The sequence below is a fragment of the Mycobacterium sp. TY815 genome, assembly GCF_030755135.1.
Taxonomy (GTDB): Bacteria; Actinomycetota; Actinomycetes; order Mycobacteriales; family Mycobacteriaceae; genus Mycobacterium.
Window position 1 is genome coordinate 540,987 of record NZ_JAUFRX010000001.1, and the last position, 18,576, is coordinate 559,562.

The window sequence follows — 18,576 nt, forward strand, 5'->3', positions numbered from 1 at the left end:
CCGCCCCCGCGCACGCGTCACAGCGGTCGCACCTGTGTCGGGAAACGGTGACGAGTTCGCTGCTCGCCGTTGTGCGACAACAGTATTGAGCAGCACTACCGATCTTGCGCAACGGGTGCGCCGCAGATCAGTTCTGCAGTACCACGCCGGACAGCCGGGACCCGATGCTGGCGAAGCCGGCGACAACGCTGTCGAGGTTGAAGGACAGCAGGCCGGTGTTCGCGATACCGGATATTCCGCTGCCCAGGTTGGAGAAGCCGGAGACGTTGCCGCCGTAGTTCTGGTAACCCGACCCGAAGAGGAGGCCGCCCAACGGGTTTGTGTTGGACCATCCCGAGAGGGCCGAGCCGTTGTTGCCGAACCCTGAGTTTCCTCCTGCGCCGGCGTTGAAGAAGCCCGAGGAGGGCGTACTCGTCGAGTTGAAGTAGCCGGGACCCGGTGGGATGTCGAAAGCCGTGATGGTGGTGGAGGGCAGGGTGATGCTCGGAACGGTCAGGGGTGGAGTGGTGAATGCGCCCACGCCGATGGGCGGAATGGTCAGCGGGGGGGTCGTGATCGGCGGAATCGAAATCTGCGGCAGCGCAAAGCCTCCCACTCCGATCGGCGGGATGGTGAGGGCTGGGGTGGTGATGGCCGGGGTGGTGATCTCGGGCAGCAGGAATCTTCCGACACCGATCGGGGGGATGGTGAGGGCTGGGGTGCTGATGGCCGGGGTGGTGATCTCGGGCAGCAGGAATCCTCCGACACCGATCGGCGGAATGGTGAGTTCCGGGGTTGCGATAGCTGGGGTGGTGATCTGCGGGAGGAAGAACCGGTTGACGCCGATCGGCGGAATGGTGAGCTCCGGGGTTGCGATAGCTGGGGTGGTGATCTGTGGGAGGAAGAACCGGTCGATGCCAATCGGCGGAATGGTGAGCTCCGGCGTGGCGATGGCCGGCGTGGTGATCTCCGGCAGGAAGAACCTGTCGACGCCGATGGACGGGATGGTCAGTACAGGGGTGGCGATGGCTGGGGTGGTGATTTCCGGGAGGAAGAACCGGTCGATGCCGATCGAAGGGATGGTCAGTGCTGGGGTGGCGATGGCGGGGGTGGTGATTTCCGGGAGGAAGAACCGCTCGATGCCGATCGACGGGATGGTCAGCTCCGGCGTTTCGATTGCCGGGGTGGTGATTTCTGGGAGGAAGAACCGCTCGATGCCGATTGGCGGGATGGTCAATGCCGGCGTCTTGAATTCGGGTATTTCGATCTGCGGCAGCGTGAAACCCTGAACTTGAGTAGCCGGGATCGTCAGAGATGGAAGGTCGAATTCGTTAATCTGCAGGCCCGGAATAACGTAGCTACCGCCGTTGGGATTGCTAATGGTGACGAAGGGTAGATCGAACTCCGATATCCTTGCGCCCGGAATGACAAATTCGTTGATTATTCCTGCAAACGATCCTGGTAATACTTGCCCGATGAAGAACGGCGGCATGTTGAAGGCCGGTATATAGAATTTCAGGTCGCCGATCGCACCGCCGTTAACGTCGATATATAGGACCTGAACCCCGTTGTTATCCGGCCCGCCACTGCCCCCTGGGAAAAAGACACTCGGCGTTTGAATGGTGGGCAAAGTGATTCTAGGAATTGTTACCGTCGGTAGTGAGAATCCGCTTATGGATACCAGGGGTGTAGTGATCGGCGGAACGACTATTTCGGGTAGTCCAATGGATGGCACATGTATCGTGGGAGTCTGTATTTCGGGCAAGCTGAAGGCGCCGACAGTGATATCTGCAGGCGATTGCCACTCCGGAATGGTAACTGGGGGAATTGCTAACGCCGGCAGTGCGAACCCGCCGACTTCGGTGTTGCCGAGGGTGACGGGTGGGATGAGCAGGGGCGGGATGGTGAGTTCGGGGAGGGCGAAGCCGTCGACGGCGATGTTGCCGAGGGTGACGGGTGGGATGAGCAGGGAGGGGATGGTGAGTTCGGGGAGGGCGAAGCCGTCGACGGCGATGTTGCCGAGGGTGACGGGTGGGATGAGCAGGGAGGGGATGGTGAGTTCGGGGAGGGCGAAGCCGTCGACGGCGATGTTGCCGAGGGTGACGGGTGGGATGAGCAGGGAGGGGATGGTGAGTTCGGGGAGGGCGAAGCCGTCGACGGCGATGTTGCCGAGGGTGACGGGTGGGATGAGCAGGGAGGGGATGGTGAGTTCGGGGAGGGCGAAGCCGTCGACGGCGATGTTGCCGAGGGTGACGGGTGGGATGAGCAGGGAGGGGATGGTGAGTTCGGGAAGGGCGAAGCCGTCGACGGCGATGTTGCCGAGGGTGACCGGTGGGATGGTCAGCGACGGGATGGTGAGTTCGGGAAGGGCGAAGCCGTCGACGGCGATGTTGCCGAGGCTGACCGGTGGGATGGTCAGCGACGGAACAGTGAGCTCCGGGAGTCCGAATGCGCCGACGAAGATGTCGTCCGGCGTCTGGAAAGCCGGTATCGACAGGGAGGGCAACGTTATCGCCGGCAGATTGAAACCGGGGATTGCGATGGCGGGGATGCCGATTGGCGGCAGAATTATATCGGGTGTCGTGATGACAAAATGGAGTCTGCCCTGGTTCTGCCCGGCGTAGAACGCGCCGTTGTTCATGTCGCCGGTGTTGAAGGCCCCGGTGTTGATGCTGCCCGCATTCGCGAAACCAGTGTTGGAGCTGCCGGTGTTGAAGCTGCCCGTGTTGGACACGCCGGGGTTGAAGTCGCCTGTGTTGTAGTTCCCGGCGTTGAGGTTGCCCGTGTTTGCGTTGCCCGCGTTCAGAATCCCGGTATTGAAGGCGCCGGCATTGAAGATGCCGGTGCTTGCGGTCCCGGTGTTGAAGAGCCCGGCGTTGTAGCTGCCGGAGTTGCCGATGCCGAAGTTGCCGGTGCCGGAGTTGAAGAACCCCACATTCCCGGTACCGGAGTTGAACAGCCCGAGGTTACCTGTTCCGGAATTAAGCGGACCGGTGCTGAACTGTACGATGTTGGAATTCTCCAGGCGGACGTAGGTGTCGCCGAAGCCGATCAGATTGTTGCCGGTCAGCCCAAGGCCGACGTTGTTGTTGCCGGTGTTCGCCAGACCGATGTTGAAGGCGCCGGCGTTTCCGAAGCCGAAGTTGCCGCCGCCGATATTTCCGAGGCCGACGTTGCCCGCACCAAGATTTCCGAAGCCGGCATTGGAAATACCGTAGTTTCCAGAACCGACGTTGAGATCGCCGAGATTTCCGCCACCGAAGTTTCCGACGCCGACGTTTGCGTTGCCGAAGTTTCCGATGCCGACGTTGGCCAGGCCGAGGCTGAGCCCGAGCGCGCGCACTGAGGAAGTTGCGGCCGCCAGGCCAGGTGTTGTCGGGCTGAACCCCGCCGCTTCGATCCCCGCCAGATCCTGCAGCGGCTGGACGAACGGCGGCAGAGCGGAGACAATCGCCGAGGCCTCAGCGTGGTAGGCGGACATGGTGGACACAGCTTCGGTCCACATTTGTTCGTAGTGAGCCTCGGCAGCGGCAATGGCCGGGCTGTTCTGCCCGAAAAGGTTCGAGATCACCAGCGACACGAACTGAGAACGGTTGGCCGCGACCAGTTCCGGCAGCACCATCGTGGTGCGGGCCGACTCGAAAACCGCCGCTGCGGCGCGCGCCTGGGCAGCCGCCTGATCGGCCTGAGCCGCCATCGTGGACAGCCAGCGTGCAAAGGGAGCAGCCGCGGCGCTCATCGCCGTCGCCGACGGTCCCTGCCACACCTCGTGGGTAAGCCCTGCGGTGATCGATCCGAAAGAAGCTGCTGCCGAGCTCAATTCAGCCGCCAGCCCATCCCACGCGGTCGCCGCCGCAGCCATCGGCGCAGATCCTGCGCCGGCGAAAAGGCGCGCCGCATTGATCTCGGGTGGCAGCACAAAGAAGTTCACCGTCTCACACCTTCCCGCGCCCGGGCCCGTCGTCGCTGGGGCGCACAGGTGGGGAAGCTACGTAAGGACAACAAGTCTCGTCCACGAAAGTGGTGTATGGCGCAGCGGAAAGCGCCGTCCCCTCAGATGCCGGCGTGCAGCGCCGGTGCGCCGGGCAATCCCGTTATCGGCAGGGGCATTTCATTGCGCGTTCAGCACATGCCGAGCGTGGATCACGCGGCCCGCAGGAGCCTTCGCCGATTGGAAGTGCTGGGGACGGCGACGCCACAATTGGCGCGGCTTGGTACCGCGCTGCACAGCGCCAATGCCGCTGCCTCGGCCTCGACCACCGAAATCCCGTCGGCCGGGGCCGACGAGATATCGGCGGCGGTCAGCTGGCACCGCGGGCGCAGCTCACTTGCCGACCGCTTCGCCGTGGGCGCACTGCTTTCTCGACGGCCCAGCCGCGATGAGGAGAATCTGTGCCGCAGCGCGGGTAGAACTTGCATTGAAAAGGTTGAGATATTCGCGGAATATTCGCCCCATTGCGCCGTGACCGTTGCATACTGGCTCGTCATTCGTGGCCAGATGAAAGCATTCGGGCTGGCCTAACGCGCTAGGAGGGCTTTGATGTCTTTTGTAGTGGCTGTTCCGGAACTGCTGGGCACGGCGGCGCAGCATGTGGCGGGTATCGGCACGGCATTAGGCACCGCGAACGCAGCGGCGTCGGCGTCCACCACAGGGGTGTTGTCGGCCGGCGCGGACGAGATCTCCGCTGCGATCAGCGCGTTGTTCAGTAATCACGCTCTGCAGTACCAGTCATTGAGTGCGCAAGCGGCAGAGTTCCATCAGAATTTTCTGGCGACCCTGAACGCGGCCGGTAGTGCTTACTCGGCAGCGGAAGCGGCCAATGCTTCGCCCTTGCAAGCGGCGGCAAATAGCATCCTCGACGTGGTGAATGCGCCCACGCAGGCGCTCCTGGGGCGTCCGCTGATCGGCAACGGAGCTAATGGAACAGCTGCCAGCCCCAATGGCGGCGCGGGCGGAATCCTGATCGGCAACGGGGGCGATGGCTACGGCTATAACGAAGTCGGTTTCTTCACTCCGACGAACGGCGGCAATGGTGGCGCCGCGGGCCTGATCGGCAACGGCGGCGCGGGCGGCGCCGGCAAAGCCGGCGGGAACGGGGGCGCCGGGGGAAGCGGGGGGTGGCTGATCGGTAACGGCGGTGCCGGCGGTGCCGGAGGAACCGGCCTCACCGCTAGCGGCGGCGCGGGCGGCGCCGGCGGCAGCGCCTCACTCATCGGCTGGGGTGGTCACGGCGGTGCTGGTGGCGACTCCAACTTCACTTTTGGTGGGGTTGGTGGCAGTGGTGGTGCCGGTGGACGACTCGTGGCGATCGGGGGTGACGGGGGAGCGGGTGGTTACGGCTTCACCGGCGGGGGCGCCGGTGGTGCAGGCGGTGCCGGCAGCGGTGTGCTTATCGGTAGCGGCGGCGCGGGTGGCGCCGGTGGGACGGGCTTTGCCGGTCTGGGCGGTGGTGCCGGAGGTGCCGGCGGCGCTGCGGGCGGCAATTTCTTCAGTCTCGGCGGGGCCGGGGGCGCCGGCGGTGCGGTTATTGACACCACCACCGGCGTTGGTGGGGCCGGGGGTGCGGGTGGTATCGCGGGGGGATTGTTCGGGTACGCACAGGGAGGTGCCGGAGGTTTGGGTGGCTTCGCCCAGGCCGGCGGGGGTGCGGGCGGTCTCGGTGGTACAGCGGCGGCGGTCTTCGGCGTGGGTGCCGGCGGCAGTGGCGGCATGGGCGGCGCCGCCGGCAACGTCGGGGCAATCAGCGGTGCAGGAGGTGGGGGCGGCATCGGCGCCGCGGTGTTCGGCGCCGGTTTCGGCGGCGTTGGTGGTGCCGGTGGGACGAGCCTGGGTGGGCCCGGCGGCGCCGGCGGCACCGGCGGCCAGGGCGTCTTAGTCGCCGGCCTGGGCGTCGGCGGTGCAGGCGGTAACGGTGGTGCCAGCATTACTGCAGCTAGCGGCGATGGCGGAGACGGCGGCAGCGCCGGCGGCCTGCTGACCCTCGGTATCGGCGGCAACGGAGGCAACGCCGGACCCAGCAACAACAACGTTCCGACTGCCGCCGGCGGCGATGGCGGCGATATCGGGGCGTCCACCAACGGCTCCTTCGTTCGGACGTTCTTCGGCTTCGGCGGTAACGGCGGCAATGGCTTCAACGGTGGACCCGCCGGCACCGGCGGCACCGGCGGCCTGCTGCTCGGTGCGAACGGAGACAACGGCGTGTCATAACCGGGGTGGGCGGATCTGCCCGCGCGGATTGAGTCCGGCGACATCGCCGGCGCAGATGGCGCTGCGGTAGCAGCCGCCCCCGCGGGGCGGTACCGATCGGTGATCGCCGCCACCGTGCGCGGGCGCGGCTCTGCGTGGCGACCGGTTGCCTCTGGGTAGGGTGTCAAGGCCGAGCGATCTCTGGAACATCCGCGGCCGGACGGAGGTGGTGCCCGTGGCGGAGTCGACGCCCACCGGGCTACGTCCCCGCACCGTCGTCGGCGTACCGCTGGCCACGCTGGCCGCGCAGATCGGAGCGGCACCCCCTACCGGCGCCGACGTGCTGGTGACCGGCGTGACGCTACGCGCTCAGGACGTCCAGCCGGGGGACCTGTTCGCCGCGCTGCCCGGTGCGACCACACACGGCGCCCGGCATGCCGGTGACGCCCTCGAGCGCGGCGCGGTGGCAGTGCTCACCGACGCCGACGGGGTGGCGGCAATGGGCGCTCACGCGACGGCCGTGCCGGTTGTGGTGCACCCCGCACCGCGCAGCGTGCTCGGCGGACTGGCGGCGAGCGTGTACGAGCGGCCCTCCGACCGGGTCACCGTCGTCGGCATCACCGGCACATCGGGCAAGACCACCACGACGTACCTAGTGGAAGCGGGATTGCGGGCCGGCGGCCGCGTCGCCGGTCTGGTCGGCACCATCGGCATCCGCATCGACGGCGTCGACATCCCCAGTGCGCTCACCACCCCCGAGGCTCCGGCACTGCAGGCGCTGTTCGCCGCGATGGCCGAACGGGGTGTCGACACCGTCGTGATGGAAGTGTCCAGTCACGCGCTGGCCCTGGGCCGCGTCGACGGCACCGAGTTCGCCGTCAGCGGCTTCACCAACCTGTCGCGCGACCACCTGGATTTCCACCCCACCATGGCCGACTACTTCGAGGCCAAAGCGCTGTTGTTCGACCCCGCCTCGGCGTTGCACGCCCGCACCGCCGTGGTGTGTGTCGACGACGAGGCCGGCCGCGCGATGGCGGCCCGGGCCGCTGAGCCGGTCACCGTCAGCGTCACCGGCCAACCCGCCCAGTGGCGCGCCGTCGACGTCGAGACCACCGGACCGGCGAGCCAGGAATTCACCGCCATCGATCCCACCGGCGCCGAACACCGCATCGGCATCAACCTGCCAGGCCACTACAACATCGCCAATTGCCTTGTTGCGCTGGCGATTCTGGATGCAGTCGGGGTTTCGCCGGCGCAGGCGGCGCCGGGTCTGCGGCATACCCGGGTACCGGGGCGCCTTGAACAGATAGACCATGGCCAGGATTTCCTCGCGCTGGTCGACTATGCGCACAAACCGGGCGCCCTGCGCGCGGTGCTCAGCACCCTGGCCCAGCCCGGCCGCCGCCTGGCGGTGGTGTTCGGCGCCGGCGGCGACCGTGACCCGGGCAAGCGCGCGCCGATGGGCGCGGTGGCCGCCGAACTCGCCGACCTCGTCGTCGTCACCGACGACAACCCGCGCAGCGAGAACCCTGCCGTCATCCGTGGTGAAATCCTCTCCGGAGCAAAAGAAGCCGGCACAACAGCCGAACTGGTCGAGATCGCCGACCGGCGCGAGGCGATCCGGCACGCGGTCACCTGGGCGGGTCCCGGCGACGTGGTGCTCATCGCCGGCAAAGGCCATGAGACCGGTCAGCGCAGCGCCGACGAGGTGCGGCCATTCGACGACCGGGTCGAACTCGCGGCCGCCCTCGACGCCGTGAAAGGCCGAGCGTGATCGACCTGACCGTGGCCCAGATCGCCGACATCGTCGGCGGCACGTTGGCCGACATCACCCCGGAGCGTGCCGCGGCCACCCGCGTCACCGGAACGGTGGAATTCGACTCACGCGCCGTCGGCCCGGGCGGACTGTTTCTCGCCCTGCCCGGCGCGCGCGCCGACGGGCACGACCACGCCGCATCGGCCGTGGCCGCCGGCGCGGTGGCGGTGCTGGCCGCCCGGCCGGTGGGGGTGCCGGCGATCGTCGTACAGCCACAGGCGGCGGCCGACGACCGCGCCTCGGTGCTCGAGCACGACGCAGATGGCTCGGGCGCTGCGGTGCTGGCCGCGCTGGGCAAACTGGCCAAGGCGGTGGCCGCCGACCTGGTGGCCGGTGGGCTGAGGATCATCGGGATCACCGGCTCGTCGGGCAAGACGTCCACCAAGGACCTGGTGGCCGCCGTGCTGCGGCCGCTGGGTGAGGTGGTCGCGCCGCCCGGGTCGTTCAACAACGAGCTGGGTCACCCCTGGACCGTACTGCGGGCCACCCGGGACACCGACTTTTTGATCCTGGAGATGTCGGCGCGCCACCCCGGCAACATCGCCGCGCTGGCCGATATCGCGACCCCGTCTATCGGCGTGGTGCTCAACGTCGGTACCGCGCACCTGGGCGAGTTCGGCTCCCGCGAGATCATTGCCCAAACTAAATCCGAACTACCACAATCTGTTTCGTCGTCCGGCGTGGTCATCTTGAACGCCGACGACCCGATGGTGGCCGCAATGGCCGACGTGACCGCGGCCCGGGTGGTCCGGGTGAGCCGCAATGCCGGGCCCAATACCGGCCACGTGTGGGCCGGGCCGGTGTCGCTCGACGAGTTGGCCAGGCCGCAGTTCACCCTGCACGCGGGGGCCGAAGAAGCCGACGTTCGCCTCGGCGTCTTCGGCGACCATCAGGTCAGCAACGCGCTGTGCGCGGCCGCCGTCGCGCTGGAGTGTGGCGGGACCGTCGAACAGATCGCGGCAGCGCTCGCGGCGGCGGGCCCGGTGTCGCGCCACCGCATGCACGTGACCACCCGCGCGGACGGCGTCACCGTGATCGACGATGCCTACAACGCCAACCCCGACTCGATGCGGGCCGGTCTGCAGGCTCTCGCCTGGATCGCGCACGGCGAGGATCATCCGCGGCGCAGCTGGGCGGTGCTGGGTGAGATGGCCGAACTCGGCGAGGATGCAATAACCGAGCACGACCGCATCGGCCGGCTCGCGGTGCGATTAGATGTGTCTCGACTCGTTGTCGTGGGAACCGGGAGGTCGATGAGCGCCATGCACCAGGGTGCGGTGATGGAGGGCTCGTGGGGGGAGGAGGTCGTCAACGTGGACGACGCGGCCGCCGCCCTGTCCCTGTTGCGCGCTGAGCTGCGACCCGGAGATGTGGTTCTGGTGAAGGCATCCAACTCGGCCGGATTGGGAGCGCTGGCCGACGCGCTGGTCGACGACACAGCCGGCAAGGGAGCGACGCGCCCGTGAGGCAGATTCTGATCGCCGTAGCCATCGCGGTGACCGTGTCCATCCTGCTGACTCCGGCGCTGATCCGGCTGTTCACCCGGCAGGGATTCGGTCACCAGATCCGCGAGGACGGCCCGCCCAGCCACCACACCAAGCGGGGTACGCCCTCGATGGGTGGGGTGGCGATCCTGGCCGGCATCTGGGCCGGCTACCTGGGCACCCACCTGTTCGGGCTGGCGTTCGACGGCGAAGGGATCTCGGCGTCGGGTCTGTGCGTGCTCGGACTGGCCACCGCCCTGGGCGGAGTCGGGTTCATCGACGACCTGATCAAGATCCGCCGGTCGCGCAACCTGGGCCTGAACAAGACGGCCAAGACGGTCGGGCAGATCACCGCCGCGGTGCTGTTCGCCGTGCTGGTGCTGCAGTTCCGCAACAACGCCGGCCTGACACCGGGCAGTGCGGACCTGTCCTACGTGCGCGAGATCGCCACGGTCACCGTCGCCCCGGGGTTGTTCGTGCTGTTCTGCGTGGTGGTGGTCAGCGCCTGGTCGAACGCGGTGAACTTCACCGACGGGCTGGACGGCCTGGCCGCCGGTTGCATGGCGATGGTGACCGGTGCCTACGTCCTGATCACCTTCTGGCAGTACCGCAACGCGTGCGTCACCGCGCCCGGCCTGGGTTGTTACAACGTGCGCGACCCGCTGGACCTGGCGCTGATCGCCGCCGCCACCGCCGGCGCCTGCATCGGGTTCCTGTGGTGGAACGCCGCGCCGGCCAAGATCTTCATGGGTGACACCGGCTCGCTGGCTCTGGGCGGCATCATCGCTGGACTGTCGGTGACCAGCCGCACCGAGATCCTGGCCGTAGTGCTGGGGGCGCTGTTTGTCGCCGAGGTCACCTCGGTGGTGCTGCAGATCCTGGCCTTCCGCACCACCGGGCGCCGGGTTTTCCGGATGGCCCCCTTCCATCACCATTTCGAGCTGGGGGGCTGGGCGGAAACGACAGTCATCATCCGCTTCTGGCTGCTCACAGCGATCAGCTGTGGCCTGGGCGTCGCCCTGTTCTATGGCGAGTGGCTGTCCACGATCGGTGCCTGACATAGACCCGTTGGCGCCGGGTGCGCCCGTCCTGATCGCCGGCGCCCGGGTGACCGGCCGCGCGGTGCTGGCGGCGCTCACCCGGTTCGGGGCCGTGCCGACGCTATGCGACGACGACCCCGCGATGCTGGCCCCGCACGCCGCGGCCGGCGTCGCGACCGCCGACCCGGCGACTGCCATTGCGCAGATCGACCGGTACGCGCTGGTGATTACCAGTCCCGGATTCCAGCCGGACACCCCCGTGCTGGCCGCCGCCGCCGCGGCCGGGGTGCCGATCTGGGGCGATGTGGAGCTGGCCTGGAGGCTCGATGCAGCCGGTCATTTCGGGCCGCCGCGCCGGTGGCTGGTGGTGACCGGTACCAACGGCAAGACCACCACCACGTCGATGCTGCACGACATGCTGATCGCCGGGGGACTGCGCAGCAAGCTGTGCGGGAACATCGGCGACCCGGTGCTCGATGTGCTGGACCAGCCGGCCGACGTGTTGGCGGTGGAGCTGTCCAGCTTCCAGCTGTACTGGGCCCCGTCGCTGCGGCCGGAGGCGGGCGTGGTGCTCAACATCGCCGAGGATCACCTGGACTGGCATCACACCATGGCCGCCTACACCGCCGCCAAAGCCCGGGTGCTCACCGGTCGGGTCGCTGTCGTCGGCCTGGACGACAGCCGGGCGGCGGCGCTGCGGGACACCGCCCCGGCGGCCGTTCGAGTGGGCTTCCGGCTCGGTGAACCCGCCCCGGGGGAGCTCGGCGTGCGTGACGGGCAGCTGGTCGACCGGGCGTTCGCCGAGGACCTGCCGCTGCTGCCGGTCACGTCGATTCCGGTGCCGGGCCCGGTCGGGGTGCTCAACACGCTGGCTGCCGCGGCGCTGGCGCGGGCGGTCGATGTGGCGCCCGAGGCGATCGCCACGGCCATCGCCTCGTTCCGGCTCGGCCGGCACCGCTGCGAGGAGGTGACCGTCGCGGACGGCATCACCTACGTCGACGACTCCAAGGCCACCAACCCGCACGCCGCCCAGGCCTCGGTGCTGGCCTACCCCCGGGTCGTCTGGTTGGCCGGCGGCCTGCTCAAGGGCGCATCCCTGGATGCGGAGGTCGCCCGCATCGCGTCGCACCTGGTCGGAGCGGTCCTTTTCGGGCGGGATCGCGCCGAGGTTGCCGAGGCGTTATCACGACACGCCCCCGATGTCCCCGTCGTACAGGTTGTTACAGGCGAGGATGTTGAGATGCATGCGACTGGTGTGGTTTCTGTTGCTGATGTGACACAAGTGAATAACGAGGGTGGGACCATCGGGGATCGTGTGATGGTCGCGGCCGTCGCCGCGGCCCGCGAGATGGCCCAACCGGGAGACACGGTGCTGCTCGCACCGGCCGGCGCATCGTTCGACCAGTTCACCGGGTATGGCGCACGGGGTGACGCCTTCGCGGCCGCCGTACGCGCCGCGGTCCGGTAGGCGGTGTGGGTATCGCAGTGACCCGGCTGTTCCGCCGGGATAAGGGGGAGACGTCCGCCGCAACCGAGGTGGCGGACGAGGCAGAGCAGGCAGAGCCTGCTGCCGCGGGGGAGAAAAACACCGCGCCGAAAGCCGATCCGAGCGGGCCGCGCACCGCGTTCGGTGCCTGGCTGGGCCGCCCCATGACCTCGTTCCACCTGATCATCGCTGTCACCGCACTGCTGACGTCGCTGGGACTGATCATGGTGCTGTCGGCGTCGGGCGTGCACTCCTACGACAACGACGGGTCGGCCTGGATCATCTTCGGCAAGCAGGTGCTCTGGACGATCGTCGGGCTCTTCGCCTGCTACGCCGGCTTGCGGATGTCGGTGCGCTTCATCCGGCGCGTCGCGTTCACCAGCTACGCGGTCACCATCATCTTGCTGGTCCTGGTGCTCATCCCGGGCATCGGCAACCTGGCCAACGGCTCCCGCAAGTGGTTCGTCATCGCCGGTTTCTCCATGCAGCCCTCCGAACTGACCAAGATCGCGTTCGCGATCTGGGGCGCGCACCTGCTGGCCGCCCGGCGCCTGGAGCGGGCGTCGCTGCGCGAGATGCTGGTCCCCTTGGTCCCGGCCGCGCTGATTGCCCTGGGGCTGATTGTCGCCCAGCCTGACCTCGGTCAGACCGTGTCGCTGGGCATCATTCTGCTGGGCCTACTGTGGTACGCCGGACTGCCGTTGCGGGTGTTCGTCAGCTCGCTGGGCGCGGTGTTCGCCGCCGGCGCGGTGCTGGCCATGTCCGCCGGCTACCGCTCCGACCGGGTGCGATCCTGGCTGGACCCGGAAGACGACCCGATGGACACCGGTTACCAGGCGCGCCAGGCCAAGTACGCCCTCGCGCACGGCGGCATCTTCGGCGATGGCCTGGGGCAGGGTGTGGCCAAGTGGAACTATCTGCCCAACGCGCACAACGACTTCATCTTCGCGATCATCGGCGAGGAGCTGGGCCTGATCGGGGCGGTGGGCCTGCTGGGGCTGTTCGGGCTGTTCGCCTACACCGGCATGCGCATCGCGCGCCGCTCCGCAGACCCGTTCCTGCGACTGCTCACGGCGACCACCACGTTGTGGGTGCTGGGCCAGGCGTTCATCAACATCGGGTATGTGATCGGCCTGCTGCCCGTCACCGGCCTGCAGCTGCCGCTCATCTCGGCCGGTGGAACGTCAACCGCTGCAACACTGTTCATGATCGGCATCATGGCCAACGCGGCCCGGCACGAACCCGAAGCCGTCGCGGCGCTGCGTGCCGGGCGAGACGACAAGGTAAACCGGCTGCTTCGGCTGCCGGTGCCGGAGCCGTACGTGCCCAGCCGGATCGAGTCCTTCCGTGATCGCAAGCGCCCGTCGCCCGCGCCGCCCAAAGCGCCGCGGCCCCGGCGGGCCGCCGGGCCACCGCCGAAGGCGCAGCCGCGCACCAGTCGGCGGTCTGCGGGAAGCGGCCACGGGCGGGAAAGGCATCATAGATCTGGCCAGCAGTACGCCGGCCGGCGCCAAACAGGGCGCGTAGGTGCATTGGAAGGTCAGCGTTACGGGTGAACGACAAGGTCACGGAGTCGGCCGGCGGGTCAGGGGACAGTCCCCTGCCCGCCGGTGGTGCGTTCTCGGTCGTGCTGGCCGGCGGTGGTACCGCCGGCCATGTGGAGCCCGCGATGGCAGTGGCCGACGCGCTGACCGCCCTGGACCCCCGGATCAGGATCACCGCGCTAGGCACGGCCCGCGGGTTGGAGACCCGGCTGGTGCCTGAGCGCGGCTACCGACTGGAGCTGATCACCCCGGTGCCGCTGCCGCGCAAACCCAGCGGTGACCTGGCGCGGCTGCCACCACGGGTCTGGCGCGCCGTACGGGAGACCCGCGCGGTGCTCGACAGTGTCGCCGCCGACGTCGTCATCGGTTTCGGCGGCTACGTGGCGTTGCCGGCCTATCTGGCTTCTCGCGGCAGGCCGGGACGCCGCCGCATCCCCGTGGTGATTCACGAGGCCAACGCCCGGGCGGGCCTGGCCAACCGGGTGGGCGCGAGGACCGCCGACCGGATTCTGTCCGCGGTGCCCGATTCGGGGCTGCGGCGCGCCGAGGTGGTCGGAGTGCCAGTGCGGGCGGCGATCACCACGCTGGACCGCACGGGCCTGCGTGCGCAGGCGCGGGCCCACTTCGGCTTCGCCGACGACGCGCGCGTGCTGCTGGTGTTCGGTGGCTCCCAGGGTGCGGTGTCGCTGAACCGGGCCGTCTCCGCGGCGGCCGCCGACCTGGCCGCCGCCGGGGTGTCTGTGCTGCATGCGCACGGACCCAAGAACACGCTCGAACTCCGCACACCCGAGCCCGGCGATCCGCCGTATGTGGCGGTGCCCTATCTGGACCGGATGGACCTGGCCTACTCCGCCGCCGACATGGTGATCTGCCGGTCCGGCGCAATGACGGTGGCCGAGGTCTCGGCCGTCGGCCTGCCCGCCATCTATGTGCCACTGCCGATCGGCAACGGTGAGCAGCGGCTCAACGCGCTGCCGGTGGTCAACGCCGGCGGCGGCATGATCGTCGCCGACGCGGCGCTGACCCCGGAGCTGGTGGCGCGTGAGGTGTCCGGCCTGCTCAACGATGCACCCCGGCTGGCGGCGATGACGGCGGCGGCGACCCTGGTCGGGCACCGCGACGCCGCGCAGCAGGTGGCCCGGGCGGCGCTGGACGTTGCCGGGCGGATCCCGGGAGCGCGCCGATGAGCGCCGAACAGCTGCCGCCGGAACTGCAGCGTGTGCACATGGTCGGCATCGGCGGCGCCGGCATGTCGGGCATCGCCCGCATTCTGCTGGACCGCGGCGGGATGGTGTCGGGCTCGGACGCCAAGGAGTCGCGCGGCGTGCATGCGCTGCGGGCGCGCGGCGCGCTGATCCGCATCGGTCATGACGCGTCGTCGCTGGATCTGCTGCCCGGCGGCGTCACCGCGGTCATCACCACGCACGCCGCCATCCCCAAAACCAACCCGGAGCTGGTCGAGGCCCGGCGCCGCGGCATTCCGGTGGTGCTGCGGCCCGTGGTGCTGGCCAAGCTGATGGCCGGGCGCACCACCTTGATGGTCACCGGTACGCACGGTAAGACCACGACGACGTCGATGCTGATTGTCGCGCTACAGCACTGTGGTCGCGACCCGTCGTTCGCGGTCGGGGGTGAGCTCGGCGAGGCCGGCACCAATGCCCATCACGGCAGCGGCGATATCTTTGTCGCCGAGGCCGACGAGAGCGACGGCACGCTGCTGGAATACACGCCCAACGTCGCGGTGGTCACCAATATCGAGTCCGACCACCTCGATTTCTACGGCAGCACCGAGGCGTACGTCGGGGTGTTCGACTCCTTCGTGGAGCGGCTCGCGCCCGGTGGCGCGCTGGTGGTGTGCACCGACGACCCGGGTGCGGCGGCGCTGGCCCGGCGCACAGCGGAGCTGGGAATTCGGGTGCTCTGCTACGGGTCGGGGGACGGGCCGCTCGCGGCTCGCTTGTTGTCGTGGGAACAACGCGGCACCGAGGCGGTCGCCCACATCCAATTGGCGGACGAGCCGCACCAGCGGGTGATGCGGCTGTCGGTGCCGGGACGGCACATGGCGCTCAACGCCCTGGCGGCGCTGCTGGCCGCGATCGAGATCGGCGCGCCCGTCGACGAGGTGCTCGACGGTCTGGCCACCTTCGAAGGAGTGCGGCGACGCTTCGAACTCGTCGGCACCGCTCATTCGGTGCGGGTATTCGACGACTACGCCCATCACCCCACCGAGGTCGCCGCCACGCTGGCGGCGGTCCGCTCCGTGGTCCAGCAGAGTGGCAGCGGTCGTTCGCTCGTCGTCTTTCAGCCCCATTTGTATTCCCGGACAAAAGCTTTCGCGCAGGAATTCGGGCACGCTCTGGACGGTGCCGACCAGGTCTTCGTACTCGACGTCTACGGTGCGCGCGAACAGCCACTGGCCGGCATCAGCGGCGCCACCGTCGCCGAACATGTCAGCGCGCCCGTGCGCTACCTGCCTGACTTCTCCGCGGTGGCCGAGGAATTGGCCGGGGCCGCCGAACCGGGCGATGTCATCGTCACGATGGGCGCGGGCGACGTGACGCTGCTCGGACCCGAAATCGTCACCGCACTGCGGATGCGGGCCAACCGCGGTGCACCCGGTCGGGAAGCACCCCAGTGAGCGAACCCGACCCCGACGCACCCGGGGCTCGGCCCGCCGACCTGGCCGGCGATGCTCCCGAGGACTCTGTCACCGGCGAGGCGGCGACGGAGCCGATCTCCACCGAGGGCGGCGCCCCGCCCGAATCTGAGGAAGAGGCAGAGGATTTCGAGGGCCCGCGGCGGCGAGCCCGGCGGGAACGCGCCGAACGCCGCGCTGCCCAGGCCCGGGCAACCGCCATCGAGGAGGCCCGCCGCGAGGCCAAGCGGCGCGCGAAGGGGGCGATGCTGCCGGAGCCCAAACCGGTTGCCCGCGGGGTGGTTCGGGGCCTGAAGATGCTGCTCGCAACGGTGCTGCTGGTGGTGGTCGGGGTCGGACTCGGCCTGATCCTCTACTTCACGCCCGCGATGTCGGCCCGCAACATCGTGGTCACCGGTACCGGCGTCGTCACCCGCGAGGAAGTGCTCGACGCCGCGCAGGTGCGGGTCGGGACTCCGCTGCTGCAGATCAACACCAACCAGGTCGCCGACCGGGTCGCCGCGATCCGGCGGGTGGCCAGCGCGCGGGTGCAGCGGCAGTACCCGTCGGCGCTGCGCATCACCATCGTCGAGCGAATCCCGGTGGTGGTGAAGGATTTTCCGGACGGACCGCATCTTTTCGACCGCGACGGCGTCGACTTCGCCACCGATCCGCCGCCGCCGGCGATCCCGTACATCGACGTGGAGAACCCAGGGCCCACCGATCCGGCCACGCTGGCCGCGCTGAAGGTGCTGAGCACGCTGCGTCCCGAGGTCGCCGGTGAGGTGGGCCGTATCGCGGCGCCCTCGGTGTCGTCGATCACGTTGACGCTGACCGACGGCCGGGTGGTGATCTGGGGGACCACCGATCGTGCAGCGGAAAAGGCCGAGAAGCTGGCGGCGCTGCTGACGCAGCCCGGGCGCACCTACGACGTGTCCAGTCCAGACCTGCCGACCGTCAAGTAGCCGCCAGCGACCGAGCAGCGCGAGCAGACGCGAACTCGCATTCAGAAGCGCTCAGCCATGCAATTTTCCGTCTGCTCGCGCAAAGAAAAAATCCGTGGCGCGCGTCGGCGCGCCTGCACGGCTAGTGCCCGTCGTACCCATACGGTTCTGGTTACGCGGAACTACTTGACATAACTCTAACTCTATGGTTGAGGTTGAGGGTTTGCAAGGAGACACACCGCAGGCACACCACGCATTACCAGGGGAACTGAAAGCCCATCAGGGAGGAAGACGAATGATGACCCCCCCACACAACTACCTGGCCGTCATCAAGGTCGTGGGCATCGGTGGTGGCGGCGTCAACGCCGTCAACCGAATGATCGAGCAAGGCCTCAAAGGTGTGGAGTTCATCGCCATCAACACCGACGCGCAGGCGTTGCTGATGAGTGATGCCGACGTCAAGCTCGACGTCGGTCGCGACTCGACACGAGGCCTGGGCGCCGGCGCCGACCCGGAGGTCGGCAAGAAGGCCGCTGAGGACGCCAAGGAGGAGATCGAGGAGCTGCTGCGCGGCGCCGACATGGTGTTCGTCACCGCCGGGGAGGGCGGTGGCACCGGCACCGGTGGCGCGCCCGTGGTCGCCAGCATCGCGCGCAAACTCGGCGCACTGACCGTCGGCGTCGTCACCCGGCCCTTCTCGTTCGAAGGCAAGCGGCGCAGCAACCAGGCCGAGAACGGCATCTCCGCGCTGCGGGAGAGCTGCGACACCCTGATCGTGATCCCTAACGACCGGTTGCTGCAGATGGGTGACGCCGCGGTGTCGTTGATGGACGCGTTCCGCAGCGCCGACGAGGTGCTGCTCAACGGTGTCCAGGGCATCACCGATCTGATCACCACCCCGGGTCTGATCAACGTCGACTTCGCCGACGTCAAGGGCATCATGTCCGGCGCCGGCACCGCGCTGATGGGCATCGGCTCGGCCCGCGGCGAGGGACGCTCGCTCAAAGCGGCCGAGATCGCCATCAACTCACCGCTGCTGGAAGCCTCGATGGAAGGCGCTCAGGGCGTGCTGATGTCGATCGCCGGCGGCAGCGACCTGGGCTTGTTCGAGATCAACGAGGCCGCCTCGCTGGTGCAGGACGCCGCCCATCAGGACGCCAACATCATCTTCGGCACCGTGATCGACGACTCGCTCGGTGATGAGGTGCGCGTCACTGTGATCGCCGCAGGCTTCGACGCCGGCCCCGGCCGGAAAGCCGTCAGCGGCAACGAAACCGGTGGCGCCCACCGCATCGAGACTGCCAAGGCCGGCAAGCTCACCTCGACGCTGTTCGAACCGGTCGATGCCGTCAGCGTCCCGCTGCACACCAACGGGGCGACCCTGAGCATCGGCGGCGACGACGACGACGTCGATGTGCCGCCCTTCATGCGCCGCTGAGGTCTCGATTTGCTTGCCAGTGC

At 68.5% G+C, this 18,576-nt stretch carries 12 protein-coding genes; 11 read left to right on the forward strand and 1 reads right to left on the reverse strand.

The window, feature by feature from the left end:
• Window positions 1-127 precede the first annotated feature (127 nt).
• Window positions 128-3,910, reverse strand: a complete 3,783-nt coding sequence (locus QXK92_RS02255; RefSeq protein WP_306240045.1) for a PPE family protein — start codon at window positions 3,908-3,910, stop codon at window positions 128-130.
• A gap of 96 nt (window positions 3,911-4,006) precedes the next feature.
• Between QXK92_RS02255 and QXK92_RS02260 the strand changes: the two genes are divergently transcribed.
• From QXK92_RS02260 to ftsZ, 11 genes are all read left to right on the forward strand, one after another.
• The gene (locus tag QXK92_RS02260) at window positions 4,007-4,501 is read left to right on the forward strand and encodes a PE family protein (RefSeq protein ID WP_306240046.1); all 495 of its coding nucleotides are present in this window, start codon (window positions 4,007-4,009) and stop codon (window positions 4,499-4,501) included.
• An 18-nt stretch (window positions 4,502-4,519) separates the two neighbouring features.
• Window positions 4,520-6,187, forward strand: a complete 1,668-nt coding sequence (locus QXK92_RS02265) for a PE family protein (RefSeq protein ID WP_306240047.1) — start codon at window positions 4,520-4,522, stop codon at window positions 6,185-6,187.
• 187 nt (window positions 6,188-6,374) lie between these two features.
• Window positions 6,375-7,940: a UDP-N-acetylmuramoyl-L-alanyl-D-glutamate--2,6-diaminopimelate ligase gene (locus QXK92_RS02270; protein WP_306244128.1), complete on the forward strand. Its 1,566-nt coding sequence runs from the start codon at window positions 6,375-6,377 to the stop codon at window positions 7,938-7,940.
• Entirely contained in the window at window positions 7,937-9,448 is a 1,512-nt protein-coding gene (gene murF, locus QXK92_RS02275; protein ID WP_306240048.1) for a UDP-N-acetylmuramoyl-tripeptide--D-alanyl-D-alanine ligase, read from the forward strand. Before QXK92_RS02270 ends, murF begins: the two co-directional genes overlap by 4 nt.
• On the forward strand, window positions 9,445-10,524 hold the full coding sequence (mraY, locus tag QXK92_RS02280; protein ID WP_306240050.1) for a phospho-N-acetylmuramoyl-pentapeptide-transferase: 1,080 nt from the start codon (window positions 9,445-9,447) through the stop codon (window positions 10,522-10,524). The genes murF and mraY overlap by 4 nt, the downstream gene beginning before the upstream one ends.
• Window positions 10,493-11,974 carry a UDP-N-acetylmuramoyl-L-alanine--D-glutamate ligase gene (gene murD, locus QXK92_RS02285; RefSeq protein WP_306240051.1) on the forward strand — a complete coding sequence of 494 codons (1,482 nt, stop codon included), beginning with the start codon at window positions 10,493-10,495 and terminating at the stop codon, window positions 11,972-11,974. Before mraY ends, murD begins: the two co-directional genes overlap by 32 nt.
• A 5-nt stretch (window positions 11,975-11,979) precedes the next feature.
• A complete protein-coding gene (gene ftsW, locus QXK92_RS02290) occupies window positions 11,980-13,548 on the forward strand; it encodes a putative lipid II flippase FtsW (RefSeq protein ID WP_306240052.1) in 1,569 nt (522 codons plus the stop codon).
• On the forward strand, window positions 13,545-14,723 hold the full coding sequence (gene murG, locus QXK92_RS02295) for an undecaprenyldiphospho-muramoylpentapeptide beta-N-acetylglucosaminyltransferase (RefSeq protein ID WP_371934259.1): 1,179 nt from the start codon (window positions 13,545-13,547) through the stop codon (window positions 14,721-14,723). The genes ftsW and murG overlap by 4 nt, the downstream gene beginning before the upstream one ends.
• A complete protein-coding gene (gene murC, locus QXK92_RS02300) occupies window positions 14,720-16,174 on the forward strand; it encodes a UDP-N-acetylmuramate--L-alanine ligase (RefSeq protein WP_306240053.1) in 1,455 nt (484 codons plus the stop codon). The genes murG and murC overlap by 4 nt, the downstream gene beginning before the upstream one ends.
• Window positions 16,171-17,136 (forward strand): cell division protein FtsQ/DivIB, encoded by a 966-nt coding sequence (locus tag QXK92_RS02305; protein WP_371934483.1) that lies wholly within the window; start codon window positions 16,171-16,173, stop codon window positions 17,134-17,136. The genes murC and QXK92_RS02305 overlap by 4 nt, the downstream gene beginning before the upstream one ends.
• 277 nt (window positions 17,137-17,413) lie before the next feature.
• On the forward strand, window positions 17,414-18,553 hold the full coding sequence (gene ftsZ, locus QXK92_RS02310; RefSeq protein ID WP_065135863.1) for a cell division protein FtsZ: 1,140 nt from the start codon (window positions 17,414-17,416) through the stop codon (window positions 18,551-18,553).
• The last annotated feature ends 23 nt before the right edge of the window (window positions 18,554-18,576 follow it).